Raw genomic sequence first — 16,303 nt, 5'->3', positions numbered from 1 at the left:
CCGAGCGCGCAGCACTGTACCGGTAAAACCCGACCTGTCCAGTCGGATTTTCTGTGACAGATCGGTGTCGGATTCAGAGGCCGAGTTGCAAGCTCAGAATCCGGTCTGCTTGTCGACGACGCCTTCGAGCGGGCGGCCTTCGCGCAGGGCGACGAGATTGCGGCAGAAGCGCTCCAGGTTGCGCCGTGCACGGTGCTGGCTCGCCCCCGCTGTGTGGGGCGTCATGACGCAGTTGTCGAACTCCCACAGCGGGCTATCGGAAGGCAGCGGCTCGACCGGAGCCACGTCGAGGGCAGCCCCGCCGATCCGGCCTTCGGCCAGCGCCCGCTCTAGCGACGGGCCGTCGATGATCTCACCGCGGGTCACGTTGAGCAGGATGGCGCCGTCGGGCATCAGGGCGAACATCTCGTCGTCGAACATCGACCGGGTGTCGGAGGTGAGCGGCAGCCCTACTGCCAGCACGTCGCTGGTGGCCACGACGTCGCGCAGCGACTCCGGCCCGCCGACTGTCTCGACGCCCTCGCCGGACGGCACTGGGTACAGATCCATGGCCTGCACCTCCATGCCGAATGCGAGCGCCCGGCGGGCGATGTGCCGCCCGGTGCCGCCGAAGCCCAAGATGCCCATCGTGAGGCCTTCAAGTTCCAGCTCGCTGTAGCGCATCTGCTCGCGGAGATCGTTGTCCCAGCCCTCGGGGCCGAGCTTCACGGCGGTTGCGATGCGCCTGACCAGTGCGAGCAGCAGGCCGAACGCGTGATCGGCCAGATGGCTGCCGACCAGTCCCTTCTCGCCGGTGAGCACCACTTCGCTGGAGAGGAACTTGGGGTACATGAACATGTCGACACCCGATGCCGTCGCATGAATCCAGCGCAGGCTCGGGGCAGCGTCGAACAGCCACTCGGGCACGATGCCGAGGATCACCTGTGCCTCGCCGGCCAACGGAACCCCGTCGCGGGGCCGGTCCACGATGTTCACGACGGCGTCGGGCCCGGCCGCGTCGCGAATGGCCGCCTCGTCGGCGGGGCTGACATCGGGCAGCGTGAGTGTCTTGGTGACCAGCACGTTGAGCGGCCCGTCGGGCACGTCGAGGATGGTTGGGCCTGGCGGTCCAGAGTTCATGAGATCGTCGCCTCTACATCTCCGATGCCGCTGTAGCTGGTCACCCAGCGTTGGCCGGCTTCGGCCCGGAAGCGGGCATACGCGCCGGTGATCACGCTCTGTCCCGGCTCGAGTGCCAAGCCGTGCCGGTGCAGTGTGGCCGCGAGCCGGGCAATCGACAGGTAGGGGTTGTCGACCTCGTCTGCGGCGGTGCAGCTGAACTGTTCGGTGCCGTCGCATGCCACTGTCACCACGCAGCGGTCGAGTTCTTCCGCCGGCGGTGCGTCCACGCCCGAGCCGCGCACGATGGCCCAGTTCGTCAGGTTGTCGGCGACGAGCATGGCGAGGTTGCCTCCGACGGCCACTCGCGCCTCGTTCACCTCGTAGCCAGCGCACACCTGCGCGATCCGGCCTGGCACCGAGGCTGGATCGACGTCGTCGCCGGCGATGCGCTCACCGATCACGAAGCACATCTCAGGTTCGATGCTCACTTTGCGAATCTCCGCCGACGGGAGCACAGCGGGCGATGCGAGCACCCGGTTGACGTGCCCGAATGGCCGGTCGTCGATCCCCACGGTCGTGCGGGCCCGGTCCGAGGTGAGCCCGACCTTCCAGCCGGCGTGCACTGCGCCGCTCGCAACAGCTCGTCGCTGCATCTCGCACTGGATGGCAAGCCCGTCCTCGAAGCTCAAGTCGGCGAATGCCTCAACCGGCGCCTCGCCCCCATCGGCGAAGTAGGCGGTCAGGGCGTCTGCAGCCGCGAGCTGGCCGGGGTTGAGCTGTTGTGGCGGAGTCACAGCGGGGCACCTTAGATCGCTGGCGGTCGGCCAGTCAGATGTCCGGGATCGTCCTTTGCCGCACAGGGTGCTCGCCGTAGTGTGAACCCATGAGGTTGCAGCTGGCACTCAATGTGGATGACATCGACGAGGCAGTCGACTACTACTCGCGGCTCTTCGGCGCCGAACCGGCCAAGCGGCGCGACGGGTACGCCAACTTCGCTATCGATGAGCCGCCGCTGAAGCTGGTGCTGTTCGAGAATCCCGGCAACGGGGGCACCATCAACCATCTCGGGGTCGAGACCGAATCCGCCAGCGAGGTGGAACAGGCTCATGCCCGCATGGTCGAGGCGGGTCTCACCACCTCCACCATCGACGAGACCATGTGCTGCTACGCCGAGAAGGTCGAGACCTGGGCCACCGATCCGCACGGCATCGACTGGGAGTGGTACGTGAAGCAGGGCGACGTCGAGGTGATGAACAACGTGGTGCTGTCGCGACGCGGCGACGGCCTGGAGCGCGAGAGTCACGCTGACGACGCCTGCTGCGCCTAGCGGCGCCGGCGGGCCTTAGCTCTGGGGTCGCCTCTCCCGCAGCAGCACTTCCTGGGCAATCGTCGCGACGTGGCTGCCGTCGGGAGCGAACAGGTTGCCCACCGTCATGCCGCGAGCGCTCGTGAGGCCGTGGCAGTCGAACTGGTACAGGTGCCACTCATCGGCGCGCATTGGTCGGTGGAACCACATGGCGTGATCCAGTGACGCGCCCATGAACGTCTCCTGGTACTGCTCGCGGGACACTTGCAGCGGGTGCAGCGAGCGGGCGGCGTTGAACTGGATGGCATCGGAGGTGAACGCCAACCCGCAGATGTGCAGCCGGGGGTCGTCGTCGATGGGATCGACAATGCGCACCCAGCCCATCGACTGGCCCGCCCCCGGATGGCTCGGCAGCGGGCGGCGCTCCATGATCCACGGCCACCGCTCTTCGTCGATGTTGCGGCAGTCCTGCGGGTCGGGGGCGAGCGGGATTCGTGCTGTCTGCACTTCGGCGTCCTGCTCGGCCACATGGAATGAGCACGACAGGTTCAAGATGGCGCCGCCGCTCTGGCGGGCCACGACTGCACGAGTGCAGAACGAGCGGCCGTTGCGGAGGCGGTCCACCTCGTAGCGGACCGGCTCGTCGAGCGTGCCGCCGCGGATGAAGTAGGCGTGCACCGAGTGAGGCACGAACGCCTCGTCGACGGTCTGGAACGCTGCCCACAGGCCTTGGGCGATGACCTGCCCGCCGTAGATCCGGCCCCACATGTACTCGGGGCTGACGCCCACGTAGGTATCGGGGCCGTGCTGCTCGAGGAACATGACTTCGCCGTACGTGGTGGGCGCCGAGATGCCGCTCGTCACAGCAGTCCTTTTCGCGACTGCCGCTGTCTCATAGCAATCCCCTTCGGGATTCGCGCCGGCTCACAGCATTCCCTTTCGGGAATCGCGCCAAGGCACATCACGGTCGAGGCGGGGTTCGCCGGGGAGGCCGAGCACCCGCTCGCCCAGGATGTTGCGCTGGATCTCGTCGGTGCCGCCCCGTATCGACATCGACGGCGCAGTCACCGTTTCGATGTAGCCGTGACCGTCTTCGAGCATGCCTGCGGCTCCCGCGGCGCGATTCGCCAAGTAAGCGCGCCGCTTGTACGACGACACCGTCCTCAGCTTTGCACCGCTGCCGGCCGGTCCCGGACTACCGCCGGACCGGGCCTCGTCTGCTGCCCGCTGGGCGGTCCAGCGCGATGCCATGTCTGCGGCGTAGATCGACATGGCCTCGTCCCGTCTCACCTTGTCGTCGAGTGCCCCGAGCGCGGCCAGATCGGCAATCCACGTGGGAATGCGGGCGCCACGCTTGGCACCGTCGCCACCGCCGCGGCTGCCGGCGCCAGCCCGCTCGTGGGAGAGGATCGTCATGGCAACCCGCCAACCCTCGCCCACATCGCCGACTCGCCATGCGTCGGGAACGACCGCGCCGTCCACGAACACCTCGCTGAAGTGGGCGTCGTTGTTCATCTGCCGCAGCGGCCGCACGTCGACGCCGGGTGCATCCATGGCGATCACGAACATCGTGAGGCCCTTGTGCTTGGGCTGATCCGGATCGGTGCGAGCCAGGCAGATGGCCCACTTCGACCACATCGCCCGGCTGGTCCAGGTCTTCTGGCCGCCGAGCCGCCACAGGTCACCGTCCTGCTCGGCGCTCAGGGCCACGTTGGCGAGATCCGACCCGGCCTCGGGCTCGGAGAACATCTGGCACCAGATCTCGGCGCCCGATGCGATCGGCCGCAGCCAGCGGTCCTGCTGCTCTGCTGTCCCGTGCGCCAGCAGGGCCGGGCCCACCATGCCGAGCCCGATGGCGAACGGGTAGAGGTCGGGCACCACGTACTCGCGCAGCACCGAGCCGATGAGCTGGTTCTCCGCCACTGAGGCATCGCGGCCGCCGTGGGCGGTCGGCCAGGCCGGCACATGCCAGCCGCCGTCCACGGTCGCCGCCAGGTAGGCCTGGCCCTCGTCGAGGTCGTCGCTGCCAGCCCCCATCGACGTCAGGCGCGTCTGGTCGGTGCGACGTTTGAGCAGTCCGTCGAGCGCCGCGCGGATGTTGTCGGCAGTAAGCGCGGCTGATTGCGACGCGAGATCGGACATCAGTCGCGAGCAACGTCGGGCGTTCCGGTGCAACCGGGCATCAGCTGCGGGTGAAGTTGGGCGTCCGGCGCTCGTTCATGGCGTTGACGCCCTCGCGCCAGTCGTTGGTGGTGCGCAGGCGATCCTGCTCGGCCTTCTCGTTGTCGGTGGCCGCCTTGATGGCATCGGCCAGGTGGCCGCGCATCGTGTAGCGGATCGACTCGACGGCCAGCGGCGCCGAGCCGGCGATCTCACAGGCGAAGTCGTAGGCGACTTGGCGCAGGTCGTCGAGCGGTACCAGCTTGTCGGCCAGCCCGATGTCCACGGCTTCGTCGCCCTTGACGCGCCGACCGGTGTAGAGCAAGTCCAGCGCCTGCTGGTTGCCGACGAGCCGGGGGAGCGTCACGGTCAGGCCGAAGCCGTGGTGGAAGCCGAGCCGGGCGAAGTTGGCCGTGAATCGGGCCTCGGGGGCCGCGATGCGGAAGTCCGGGAAGCAGGCCACGCCCAAGCCGCCGCCGACCGCCGCGCCCTGGATGGCGCCGACCACCGGCTTGCGCTTGGAGAACAGGTCGAAGGCTGCGTCGTAGAGGTGGCGCGGACTGCCGTCGGCGTTGGTGGCGGTGATCTCGCCGCCCCGCCGCCCGTCGCTGCCGAACTGTGCGCCGGCGCAGAAGTTCTTGCCCTCCGAGCACAGCACGCTGGCCCGGCAGCCGTCCTCTTCGTCGAGGTCGCCGAACGCGGCAACGAGCCCGTCGATGAGCTCCAGATCGAAGAAGTTGTTCGGTGGCCGGTGAATCTCCACGACCGCCACGTGGTCATCGCTCAGCTTGACCGAGACATCCCCGTACTCGCCGAATTCGTCAAAGGTGCTCTCATCCATGCGGCGAGCGTAGATGTGCCGCCGCCGGAGCGCTTCGCTCAGGCCAGGGCGGCGGTGCCGCTGGTGATGAGGGGGTAGAGGCCGTCGGCTCCGGCGTCGGTGGCCATGTCGCCGAGCACGGCCGACCAGTGGGCGTCGGAGCCGTATTCCTTGCGCCAGCTCCACAGCCGGCGGCTGAAGTGGTGCAGCGGGTACTCCTGGGTCATGCCCATGGCGCCGTGTGCCTGGTGGCAGGCCTTGGTGGCCCGAGCCGCCGCCTGGTTGGCGACGAGCTTGGCAGCGGCGATCTCGAACGGCGCATCGCCCCGGGTCGCTTCGCGGGCCGCGACCTCGGCGGCCATGCGTACCAGTGCTGCGTCCTGCGCGGCCCAGACCAGGTGCTGCTGGACCGCCTGGAAGCGCGCCACCGGACGGCCGAACTGGACCCGCTCGTTGGTGTAGCTGACGGTGAGCTGGCACATCTTCTCGATTGCGCCGGCCATCAGTGCGACGCGCGACAGCGCGCCGCGCTGCGCCAGGGTTCCGGCGTCGACGCCGTCGGGCGCAGGCGCCGCTCGTCCGGTCGCGCCATCGAAGCTGACAGTGTCGCGGGGTTCACCGGCCATGTTCGGCAGCGGCGTGATTGTGCACTCCGACGCCGGCACGGACACCACGGTGGAGTGTCCGTCGCATTCGCATACGCACACGATCACGTCTGCGCTGCGCGCCCACGGCACCCGGTGGGTTTCGCCGCTCAGCACGGCGGTGCCGTCGCCGTTGAGACTCACCGAGCACGTCCCGCCACCCGACCAGCCGCCTTCGGTTGCTCGGGGCGGGACGACCGTGACGAGGCCGTCGGGGCGTTCGAGGCCGGCTTCGGCCAGCAGCCAGCCGCCGAGGATGCCGTTCTCAGCGGCCGGGATCGGTGCCGAGTGGTAGCCGACGAGTCGCAGCACCTCGATGGCCTCTGCGAGCGTGCCGCCCGATCCGCCCGCGTCCTCGGGCACTGCGATCAGGTCGAAGCCGGTCTCGCAGAACGCCTCCCAGATGTCGGGTGCGCCGCCGCTGTCCTCGGCGGCCTGCACCGCTTCGTGCGTGCACAGTTCGCCGAACAGCCGGTCGGCCGTTTCGGTAATGAGCTCGTCGACCACGACCGGCTCGGGTGCCGTCTTGGCCGTCATGCCGGCAGCCCTTGCAGACCCTTCGAGGCCACCGAGCGCAGGATCTCGATGGTTCCGCCCCGGATCGTGTTGCCCGGAAACGTCACCACGCACTGCGCCAGCAGCCGCTCGAACAGCGATTCGGACTCCGGCGAGTATTCCTCGTCGATGAGCTGCACCAGCTTTTCGACGACCTCCTGCTCGTAGCGAGTCCCCATCTCCTTCACCAGCGCCGACTCCACCGACGGCGCCTCGCCCTCGTCGATCAGCCGTGCCACCGACAGCGACAGGTTCCGGATGCCCCACCAGCGAGCCGCCAGTTCGCCGAACAGGTCCGACACAGCGTCTTCCATCGGCGTGCCCGCGGCCTCGCGCAGCAGCTGCTCCACCGTCGAGAACGGGGACAGCCAGCGGTCGGGGCCGCCGCGCTCGTAGGCCATCTCGGTGGTGTTCTGGTGCCAGCCCATTCCCGGCTGGCCCACCACGTTGATGTCCGGCACGAAGACGTCGTGGAACGTCACCTCGTTGAAATGATGGCTGCCGTCCAGGAACGGGATCGGGCTGATCTCGAGGCCCGGCGAGGACAGGTCGATCAGGAACTGCGATAGGCCCGCGTGCTTGTTGCCGTCCTCCATGGGTGCCGTGCGCAGCAGGCAGATGAACCAGTCGTTCATGTGCGCGTTCGAGGTCCAGATCTTGGTGCCGTTCACGACCCACCCGTCATCGGCGCGCTCGGCCCGGGTCGACACCGAGGCCAGGTCCGAGCCGCTGTCGGGCTCGCTCATGCCGATCGAGAAGCCCAGCTCGCCCCGGCAGATCGGCGGCAGGAACCGTTCCCGCTGCTCGTCGCTGCCGAACTTGAGGATCACATTGCCGGTCTGGCGGTCGGCCACCCAATGGTGCCCCACCGGTGCACCCCAGCGCAGCATCTCCTCCACCACGATGAAGCGCTGCACGGCGGTGCGGTCCGAGCCGCCCCAGCGTGAAGGCAGTGCCATGCCCACCCAGCCCCGGTCAGCCATCTTGGCCGAGAACTCCCGGTCGTGGTCGGCGGCCATGCCCAGGCATGGCTCGTGAGTGCCGGGAGGCAGCTCGGCTGCCAGGAACTCGCGAACCTCGGCTTGCAGGTCAAGCTCCGGACCGGTCAATTCGGTGGGCGTGAATCTCATCGGCAGGCCTCCGCGGGAGTTTGGGTGATCAAGCCAGGGCGAAGCCGCGGTAGTTGTCGGACGCCACGTCCTCGCACACCTCGACATAAGGCGGGAAGCCCGGCAGCGGCATGAACACCCGGGTCTTGCCGGGAATGTTCGCTCCCAGGTACCACGAGTTGCACGTGGGATACAGCGTCAGGTCGGCCACAGCATTGACGTAGTCGACCCAGTAGGCCTCGGCGTCGGGTTCGGGCTCGATGGTGGCGGTGCCGCGCTCTCGCAGCTCGACCAGGCAGCGCGAGATCCAGTCGACGTGCTGCTCGATGGACGGGATCATGTTGGTCAGCACCGACGGGCTGCCGGGACCGGACACGGTGAACATGTTGGGGAAGCCCGCCACACCCAAGCCGAGGTAGGTGCGCGGGCCAGCGTCCCAGTGATCGGCCAGTCTCATGCCGCCACGCCCGGTGATGTTCATGCGCAGCAGCGTTCCGGTCATCGCATCGAAACCGGTCGCGTACACGATGGCATCGACCGGGTACTCCCGGCCGTCGACGACCACTCCGGCTTGCGAGATGCGCTCGATGGGTTTCTCGGACACATCCACCAGTTGCACGTGCGGCTGGTTGAACGTCTCGTAGTAGTTCGTGTCGAGGCAGGGGCGCTTGCAGGCGATCGTGTTGTGCGGGGTGAGCTTGGCCGCAGTCTCTGGATCGTCGACAACCTCGGCAATTTTGCCGCGCACGAACTCTGCTACCCGGTCGTTCGACTCGGCGTCCAAGGCGATATCGCCGTAGGCCCGGTAGAAGGTGAAGCCACCCACATCCCACCGTTGCTGCATGCGCTCGTGGAACTCCTCCGCGTCCGCTTCCTTTGCGAGGTCTTCACCGTCTGGCAGCCGCTGCACCATTGCGGCGTTCTGTTCGAGCATCTTGGCCCGCAAGTCGCGATAGTTGGACTTCCAGCGAGCCTGCTCGCCAGGGTCGAGCGGCTCGTTGCGCGCCGGAACCGAGTAGTTCGGCGTGCGCTGGAACACCGTCAGCTCCCGGCACTCCGCGGCGATGACCGGGATGGCCTGCACGGCCGACGAGCCGGTGCCGATGACGCCGACTGACAGGCCGCTGAAGTCGACGCCTTCGTGCGGCCAATTGCCGGTGTGGTACGTGGGCCCGGCGAAAGTGTCTGCGCCGTCGAAGTTGGGCATGTTCGTGGTCGACAGGCAGCCGGTGGCCATCACCACGAAGCGCGCGCGGTAGAGGCCCCGATCGGTCTGCAGATGCCAATGGCGAGCCTCGTCGTCCCAGTCGACGCGCTCGACGGTGGTCTCGAAATGGATGTCGCGCCGCAGGTCGTAGCGGTCGGCGACGTGGTTGGCGTAGCGCAGGATCTCGGGCTGGCCGGAGTAGCGCTCGGACCATTCCCACTCTTGTTCGAGTTCGGGGTCGAACGAGTAGGAGTACTGCATCGACTCGACATCACACCGGGCGCCCGGGTAGCGGTTCCAGTACCAGGTGCCGCCCACGCCGTCGGCTCGCTCAACGACGGCCACGTCGAATCCGAGCCCGCGCAGCTTGTGGAGCGAGTACATGCCGGCGAACCCGGCGCCCACGACGACGGCGTCATGGACCTTCGACACGTTGCCGTTCGAACTGACCCCGTCGGTGCTACTCATCGCCGCAGAGACTACCGATGACGCGGACGCTGAGCCCGGGCCCGAATGGACCGCGAGCGAGAGCAGGAAGCACTGCGCGAATCCGTGCAATGAGGCAGCTGAACGCGCCCGGTAGCGGCCGGCTGTGGCACGCTCCACAGCATGAGTGAGCCCTGTGATCTCGATGCGACGCATGCGCGAGCGCTGCTGAAATCTGGCGAGATCTCAGCGCGCGAGCTGCTGGAGTCATGCCTGCAGCGGGCCGATGCGACTGATGGTGCCGTGAACGCGCTCGTCGTTCGCGACGACGACGCTGCGAAGTCGACGGCGCAGGCGATTGATGATGCCCGAGCCCGGGACGAGCCTCTGGGTCCGCTGGCGGGCCTGCCGGTGGCGATCAAGGACATCCAGGCCACGGCCGGGCTCATCACCACCTACGGCGCCGTGCCGTTCGCAAGCAACGTGCCAACTGCCGACGACGGCATCGTGGCCCGAGTCAGGGCGGCAGATGCGGTCATCATCGGCAAGACCAATACGCCTGAGCTGAGCATCGGCGCCAACACCGTCAACCGGCTCTTCGGCGCCACCGGCAACCCGTTCGATCCGTCGCTGACCTGCGGCGGCAGCTCCGGCGGCTCAGCGGTTGCGCTGTCGTGCGGGATGGCGCCGCTGGCCACCGGGTCCGACCACGGCGGCAGCCTGCGCATCCCGGCTTCGTACTGCGGTGTGGTCGCCCACCGCTCCACGCCCGGCACGGTGGCTCACGACGAGCGCACCATCGGTCGCACCAACTACAGCGTGTCGGGACCGATGGCCCGCACCGTCGCCGACGCGGCACTGCTGCTGTCAGTGGTGGCGGGCCGTGATCGCGATGCCCGGCGCGACCCCATGGCGTTCCCGCTCGATGCCGCTGCGTTCGCCGAACTCCCGGCGGCCGATGCGGCCTCGCTGCGGGTCGGCGTGAGCGCCGACCTCGGCGGGTTGCTGGTCTCCGAGGCCGTACGGACTGTGTTTGCTGACCGCGTCGAACGGCTCGCCGGAATCGTGGGCTCAATCGACGAGGCCGACATCGATCTCAGCGATGCGCTGGACGTCGACTGGCAGCTCCGGTCGGACATCTTCGCCACCAACTATCACCGCAGCATCCACAAGTTTGACCCCGACGCTGCTGGACCTGACGGCGGCTTCAACCCCAACATTCGGGCCACCTACGACGAAGCGCTGAACACCACGGTGCTCGACATCGCCAAGGCCCGGCGGCGCCAGGTGGAGCTGTACCGGGCCACCGATGCGCTGTTCGACACGGTCGACGTGCTGATCTGCCCGGGCGTCAGCGTGCCGCCGTTCGACTGGCACCAGCTGTACCCCGCCGAGATTGACGGCCAGCCCGTGCGCAACTACATGGCGTGGCTGGGGCTGTCGGCAGCGCTCACCGTGGTGGGCCACCCCACCATGGCGCTGCCGTGCGGATTGGACGGCCAGGGCACGCCGTTCGGCCTGCAGATCGTCGGCCCGAGCTACAGCGACCGGCGGCTGCTCGGGATTGCTGCAGCGTTGGAGGCGGCTTTCGCTGACGACCCCGTCACCGCACGCCCCGTTCCCGATGTGGAGCTGCTGAGCGCGCTCGAGACCGCCTGTCGCACCGAGGGCAGGCTGGTTCACGCCTCCGCCCCGCCCCAAGGGTGAGTGCTCAGAGGCTGAGCCGCCGGTTACTGCTGTAGCGGCCGGCCAGTGGCGGTGACGCGCAGCGTTGCTTCCACGAAGAGTTCGCGGCCGTTGCTCGGAGCGGTTCGGGTCTCCCAGTCGACCGTGACGGCTGCGTCGCGAGCACCCGCAGCGGCAGCCTCCGCTCGGGCGGCCGCAGACGCTTGGGCGGTTGCCCACTCGCGCGCTTCGTCGAGGCTGTGCCAGACCGGCGGGTCGTCGCCCCAATGGGCCCGGTAGCTGCCACGGCGTGGTGCGGTCACCGTTATCTGCTTGGTGATCCTCACCCGCGCGACCGCTGCGCCGACCGCGTTCGCCACTTCTGCATGGGCCGGAACGATTGCCTCGGTGCCGAGCAGTGCTCCGACGAGCGGGGCGTAGGTGGGGGCCGGAGCGCCGATGGCAACGATGGGAACCCCGACACCGGCATCGACCCGGGCGAGCGGAGCGTGATCAGGCGGAGTCGCGGCGGCATCCTCCGCGATTGGCACGCTCGCTGACCCGCTGGATTCGAGCAAACCCCACAGCGGGTTGACTCGGCGCTCGCCGTGGGTGTCGCCGGGCTCATCGGCGACGGCTCGTTCCAGTTCCCGATGCCGACGGTCGAGGGCAGTCTGTGCGAGCTGCCGTCTGGTCTCCCCTGGGGCTATTCCGTCCGCGCCGAGCGCGACGCTGAGCAGTGCTTCGGTGGCGCTGCGCAGCACGAGGTTCATGACTTGGCGGCTGAGATCTGCGGCGTCGCTGCCGACGTCGACGCCGTAGCGATCGCGCTGGCGACTGAACAGTTCGGCAGCGGCTCGGGCAGCCGCGGCATTCACTGTTGCTTCGGCGTCGAACAAGCCGAGCACCGCGCAGGCGTCGGTCGGTGTCAGTGCGGCGCGCCGCACGCGGCCGCTGCGTTCGAGTCGCTCAAGGGCGCCGCGCCACCGAGCCGACCGCTTGAGGTTCTCCAGCGGAAGTGCACCGTCGGCGCCGTCGACGAGCCGCATGATCTCGCTGTCGAGGCTGTTCTGGACTGTGCCGCCGCTGTCGTGCGCGGACGATGCCCCGGCTGCTGCCCGCAGCAGTACCTGCCCGAACTCTGCAAGCGGCCGCTCGGCTTCGAGCTGGCGCTGCAGCATCGGCAGCACCACGTCGGGATGTCGCTGGGCAGCGACGCACAGCGGCACCACCCTGCGCGGTCCGACAGCCAGCTCGCCGCGACTCCCGTCAACCGGGATCCGGATCTCGCTGTCGCCGCCGAGGCCCACCGTCAGGGTGGGCAGTGCAGTGACCATCGTGGCGTGACCGCCCACGGTGGCGGTGTCGCCGTCGTCGCTGCCGTCAGCAGCAACGACGGCACCTTCGCGAATCGCCGCAATGTCGGTGGTGGTGCCGCCGATGTCAACCACGAGACCGCCGGCGACGAGCGTTTCCTGCCCAGCCATTGAGGATCTCGCGAGGTGACGTGCACCGATGACGCTGGCCGCCGGCCCCGACAGCACGGTTTCGATCGGTCGCTGAGTCACGAAATCGGCCGAGACGAGGGAGCCGTCTCCCCGGACCACCATGAGGCGGGCGTCGAGCTGGAGCGATTCCATTGCTGCTCGGATCGCTCCGGTGAAGCGGGCGGTAATCGAGATGAGCTGTGCGTTGAGCAGCGTCGTCACCGCCCGGCGAGGACCGCCGAGCCGTGGGGACAGCTCGTGGCTGCAGGTCACCGGCTTGCCGGTGCGTTCGCGAATCGCTTCTCGAGCCTGAAGCTCGTGGGCGGCATTGCGGACGCTGAACTGTGCCGCGACGGCATATGCCTCGACCGACGTATCGATGCGGTCGAGCTCACGAGCGAGCTCGTCGAGATCGAGCGGGTCGCGTTCGTCACCGTGAGCGCCGTGGCCACCGCCAACGATCACGACCGGCGCCGACACAAGGCTGCCGGTCACTCGATCGAGCCCGCCATCGGCGGGGGAAGTGCTGTCTTGCACGCCCGGCGTAGCACCAGTGCCGGTGCGCAGCCCGACACGAGCCAGTGTCTCAGCTTCGAAGCCGATGGCCACGAGCGCGGCGGGTCTCCCGGCGCCCTCGACCAGCGCGTTGGTGGCCAGCGTCGTAGAAACCGCCACAAGCCCAATGTCGGCCGCCCTGACGGCGTCGGCCGAAGCGCCCCGGCCGCCTGCCAGCACGCTCGTCATGGCCTCCACCACGCAGTCGTAGAGATCTTCGTGCCGCGTCGGCGTCTTGGCCGCCGCCACGACCCGGTCGGTGTCGTGGTCGTACACGACGGCGTCGGTGAACGTGCCGCCGGTGTCAATGCCTAGACAGAAGCGGCCTGGCGGCGTCCGGAGCGGCGCTGTCACCGCCGCAAGTGTGCCAGCGTTCGTCCTCTCCAAGTGCAGAGCAGGGCATCGAGTGGACTCAGGCGCTCGCGTCGGTGAGACTGCGGGCACGGAGACCGGTCGACCCGCTCCGGGCGGTGCGACGGTCGACCGGGCAGGGAATCCAGCGCCACCAGGAGGAACCGATGGGCGTCAAGTCAGTCAACGAGATGGTCGCCGAGGCCAAGACCCGTATCGACAACATCTCGCCGGCGGAGGCCCACCGTCGTGTCACCGAGGAGGGCGCGTTGATCGTGGACATACGAGACGTGCGTGAGCTCCAGCGAGACGGGGCCATTCCCGGTTCGATGCACACCCCCCGGGGCATGCTCGAGTTCTGGGTCTCGCCCGACTCGCCCTACACCAAGCAGGAGTTCCTGGAGGACCGGGAATTCATCCTGTGCTGCGCCGGCGGCGCCCGTTCAGCCCTGTCTGCGGACACCATGCAGGACATGGGCGTAGGAAAGGTCAGCCATGTCGAGACCGGCTTCGGCGGCTGGCGAGCTGACGGCATGCCCGTGACCGACTACGACACGTTCAGGTCACAGCGCTGAGCTCCGCAAGCAGCCGAGCCTGCTGAACAAGCAATCTCATGACTGAATCACCCGCGGCTCACGCGAACGCGCCCGGCCCTGCCGATACTGATCCCGATCCCCCTAAGCAGATCACCGGGTACTGCGAACCGTGGACACTGCGTGCGGGCGAGTCGATCCGGCTGATGGCCTCATCGCACCAGCCCGGACCGGCCGACGTCGACATCACGCAGATTGTCTGCGGCGACCCGACCCGCTACGGACCCGGCTTCGACGAACGACCGGCTCCCACAGCCGGCAGCTGGTCGGTGACCCTCGACGAACAGCCGCTCACACCGGGCTCGTACGGCGTTGCAGCGTTGGATGACGTGCCGAGTGCGCGCCGTCTCGGTCTCCGAGTGTGGGTGATGCCAACGCTGCCAGATCGGCCGGCGCGCATAGCGACCCTGTGCGCGCACACCGCAGGCGCACCAGCGGACTCAGCGGCGATCGAGGCGCTGCGCCTGGATCTCACCGCAGGTCGCGCCGTCGCCTCGACGTCAGCGCTCGGCGACGAAATCCGGCTTGTGGTGGACGACTTGCCGCTGACGCGCAATCGGTGGTACCTGCTCGATGCCGAACTGGATCTCGACTCGGGAACCCTGAGCGCAGCGGCGACGACAGCGGTTTCCGACTCGCCGGGGCGCGATGCGGTGGAGGGAAACCGGCTGAGCGACCTGACGGTCTCAAAACTGGACGCAGAGCTGGGCGGGGCGCCACACGACGACGTGTTCCGGCACGGCACCGGCGGCGCGGCAAGCGGCACGACGCCGGTCAACGCGGGCGATCTCGCTCCGACCGAGCTGTGCCTCGCAGCGGGGCCTGCAGGCGAACGCTTCGACGGACGGCTGGCGCGCCCCACGTTCCGGGTCGACAGCGCCACCGTGTCGTGGGATCTCTCCGTCGACATGGCCGGACGGACAGTGCCAGCCGACGATCCTGCATGCGGGCCGATGGTGCTGCACCAGCTGCCGACACGTGCGGTCAGCGGCCCGGCATGGGACGGCTCAGATCATCGTTGGATCGACAATCGGGAACACTTCGACGCCGTCCATTTCCATCACGACGATCTGTACGACGCCGGGTGGGAGACCACGGTTGAGGCGACGTTGCCGGAGGACCTACCGAGCGGGATCTACGCCTTCCGGGTGCGTGGCGATGCGGGCGAGGACCGCGTGCCGTTCTTCGTGCGTCCGGCGCGCGGCGCACGCACGGCCGATGTCGCATTGCTGATGCCGACCGCCACCTATATGGCCTACGCCAATCACCGGATGCTGTTCGAAGGCGCCGATTTCATCCCGACCAAGGCTCGCCTGCGTCCCGAGCATGCGTACATCCGGGACCACCCTGAGATCGGCCTCAGCCACTACGAGAAGCACCCGGACCGCAGCGGCGTCATGTTCAGCTCGCGCCGCCGGCCCGTGCTGAATCTGCGCCCCGGCGCCGACGGCTGGAACTTCACGCCCGACACCGACATCAACGCATTCTTGGAGCATCTCGAAGTCGGCCACGACATCGTCACCGACGAGGACCTGCATGTCGAGGGTGTAGACGCCATCGCGCCGTACCGCGTGCTGGTGACCGGCAGCCACCCGGAGTACTGGTCGACCGCCATGCTGGACGCGCTGGCCGACTGGCAGCGCAACGGCGGGCGGCTCATGTACCTGGGCGGCAACGGCTTCTACTGGAGGGTGGCGTTCAGCGATGACTGGCCAGGTGCCATGGAGCTGCGTCGGGCCGAGGACGGCGTGCGCAATTGGCAGACCGGGCCGGGGGAGAGCTATCACGCCTGGGGCGGCGAGTACGGCGGGATGTGGCGGCGCCAGGGGCGTGCGCCCAACGAGATCTGCGGCATCGGCTTCGCCGCGCAGGGATTCGACAAGGCCACCTACTTCGTGCGCGATCCCGCAGTAGACAGCTCGCGCGCTGCGTGGATCCTCGACGGGGTACCCGGCGAGCGCATTGGCACATCCGGGCTGGGCGGCGGTGCCGCCGGCCAGGAGCTGGATCGCTACGACGTGCGACTGGGATCGCCCGAACACGCCGTGATGCTGGCCTCGGCGACCACGTTCGGGCCCGGCATGCTGCGCACCAAGGAAGAGTTCGAAGGCTCGGTGGACTTCCCGACGCCCGATCCCATGGTGCGCGCCGACATGGTGTTCTACGAAACACCCAACGGCGGGGCGGTGTTCTCGGTGGGTTCGATCTCGTGGTTCGGTGCGCTGGCCCGCGACGGCTACGACAACGACGTCGCACGCATCACGGCCAACGTGGTGCGACGCTTCGCCGATCCTGAGCCCTTCCCGCCGCCAGCTGCGTAGACG

The 16,303-nt window shown here is 68.4% G+C and carries 13 protein-coding genes; 4 read left to right on the top strand and 9 right to left on the bottom strand.

All coding sequences use genetic code 11. The features are described 5' to 3' along the window. Positions 1-93: 93 nt before the first annotated feature. Both ACOGXD_RS00660 and ACOGXD_RS00655 read right to left on the bottom strand, forming a co-directional pair. A complete protein-coding gene (locus ACOGXD_RS00660) occupies positions 94-1,119 on the bottom strand; it encodes a D-2-hydroxyacid dehydrogenase (protein ID WP_419916020.1) in 1,026 nt (341 codons plus the stop codon). After that, the gene (locus ACOGXD_RS00655) at positions 1,116-1,895 is read right to left on the bottom strand and encodes a 2-keto-4-pentenoate hydratase (protein ID WP_419916019.1); all 780 of its coding nucleotides are present in this window, start codon (positions 1,893-1,895) and stop codon (positions 1,116-1,118) included. Before ACOGXD_RS00655 ends, ACOGXD_RS00660 begins: the two co-directional genes overlap by 4 nt. 89 nt (positions 1,896-1,984) lie before the next feature. Here ACOGXD_RS00655 and ACOGXD_RS00650 point away from each other — a divergent pair, with 89 nt between their 5' ends. After that, entirely contained in the window at positions 1,985-2,428 is a 444-nt protein-coding gene (locus ACOGXD_RS00650; protein ID WP_419916018.1) for an ArsI/CadI family heavy metal resistance metalloenzyme, read from the top strand. 15 nt (positions 2,429-2,443) lie between these two features. On the opposite strand, the gene ACOGXD_RS00645 is transcribed toward ACOGXD_RS00650, so the two are convergent. From ACOGXD_RS00645 to ACOGXD_RS00620, 6 genes are read right to left on the bottom strand one after another with little or no spacing between them, the layout of a single operon-like run. Beyond that, complete coding sequence (locus ACOGXD_RS00645) at positions 2,444-3,271, bottom strand: acyl-CoA thioesterase (protein ID WP_419916017.1); 828 nt, start codon at positions 3,269-3,271, stop codon at positions 2,444-2,446. A gap of 60 nt (positions 3,272-3,331) precedes the next feature. Then, positions 3,332-4,549: an acyl-CoA dehydrogenase family protein gene (locus ACOGXD_RS00640; protein ID WP_419916016.1), complete on the bottom strand. Its 1,218-nt coding sequence runs from the start codon at positions 4,547-4,549 to the stop codon at positions 3,332-3,334. Positions 4,550-4,589: 40 nt separating this feature from the next. Further along, positions 4,590-5,408, bottom strand: coding sequence for an enoyl-CoA hydratase/isomerase family protein (locus ACOGXD_RS00635; RefSeq protein WP_419916015.1), 819 nt, complete (start codon positions 5,406-5,408; stop codon positions 4,590-4,592). A gap of 38 nt (positions 5,409-5,446) precedes the next feature. Continuing rightward, positions 5,447-6,568: an acyl-CoA dehydrogenase family protein gene (locus ACOGXD_RS00630; protein WP_419916014.1), complete on the bottom strand. Its 1,122-nt coding sequence runs from the start codon at positions 6,566-6,568 to the stop codon at positions 5,447-5,449. Further along, positions 6,565-7,716 carry an acyl-CoA dehydrogenase family protein gene (locus ACOGXD_RS00625; RefSeq protein ID WP_419916013.1) on the bottom strand — a complete coding sequence of 384 codons (1,152 nt, stop codon included), beginning with the start codon at positions 7,714-7,716 and terminating at the stop codon, positions 6,565-6,567. The genes ACOGXD_RS00630 and ACOGXD_RS00625 overlap by 4 nt, the downstream gene beginning before the upstream one ends. Before the next feature lie 28 nt (positions 7,717-7,744). Next, positions 7,745-9,370 carry a flavin-containing monooxygenase gene (locus tag ACOGXD_RS00620; RefSeq protein WP_419916012.1) on the bottom strand — a complete coding sequence of 542 codons (1,626 nt, stop codon included), beginning with the start codon at positions 9,368-9,370 and terminating at the stop codon, positions 7,745-7,747. Between the two features lie 141 nt (positions 9,371-9,511). Between ACOGXD_RS00620 and ACOGXD_RS00615 the strand changes: the two genes are divergently transcribed. Further along, complete coding sequence (locus ACOGXD_RS00615) at positions 9,512-11,035, top strand: amidase (RefSeq protein WP_419916011.1); 1,524 nt, start codon at positions 9,512-9,514, stop codon at positions 11,033-11,035. 23 nt (positions 11,036-11,058) lie between these two features. Here the strand turns inward: ACOGXD_RS00615 and ACOGXD_RS00610 are convergent, their stop codons facing one another. After that, complete coding sequence (locus tag ACOGXD_RS00610; protein ID WP_419916010.1) at positions 11,059-13,389, bottom strand: hydantoinase/oxoprolinase N-terminal domain-containing protein; 2,331 nt, start codon at positions 13,387-13,389, stop codon at positions 11,059-11,061. Positions 13,390-13,553: 164 nt separating this feature from the next. On the opposite strand from ACOGXD_RS00610, the gene ACOGXD_RS00605 reads away from it, so the two are divergent. Both ACOGXD_RS00605 and ACOGXD_RS00600 read left to right on the top strand, forming a co-directional pair. Beyond that, positions 13,554-13,961 carry a rhodanese-like domain-containing protein gene (locus tag ACOGXD_RS00605; protein ID WP_419916009.1) on the top strand — a complete coding sequence of 136 codons (408 nt, stop codon included), beginning with the start codon at positions 13,554-13,556 and terminating at the stop codon, positions 13,959-13,961. Between the two features lie 38 nt (positions 13,962-13,999). Then, positions 14,000-16,300, top strand: a complete 2,301-nt coding sequence (locus ACOGXD_RS00600; protein ID WP_419916008.1) for a N,N-dimethylformamidase beta subunit family domain-containing protein — start codon at positions 14,000-14,002, stop codon at positions 16,298-16,300. The last annotated feature ends 3 nt before the right edge of the window (positions 16,301-16,303 follow it).

It is taken from the genome of Candidatus Poriferisodalis sp., from assembly GCF_965204125.1.
Classification (GTDB): domain Bacteria; phylum Actinomycetota; class Acidimicrobiia; order Acidimicrobiales; family Poriferisodalaceae; genus Poriferisodalis.
The sequence above is the reverse complement of the archived record's forward strand: the minus strand, read 5'-3'. Positions and strand labels throughout refer to the sequence as shown.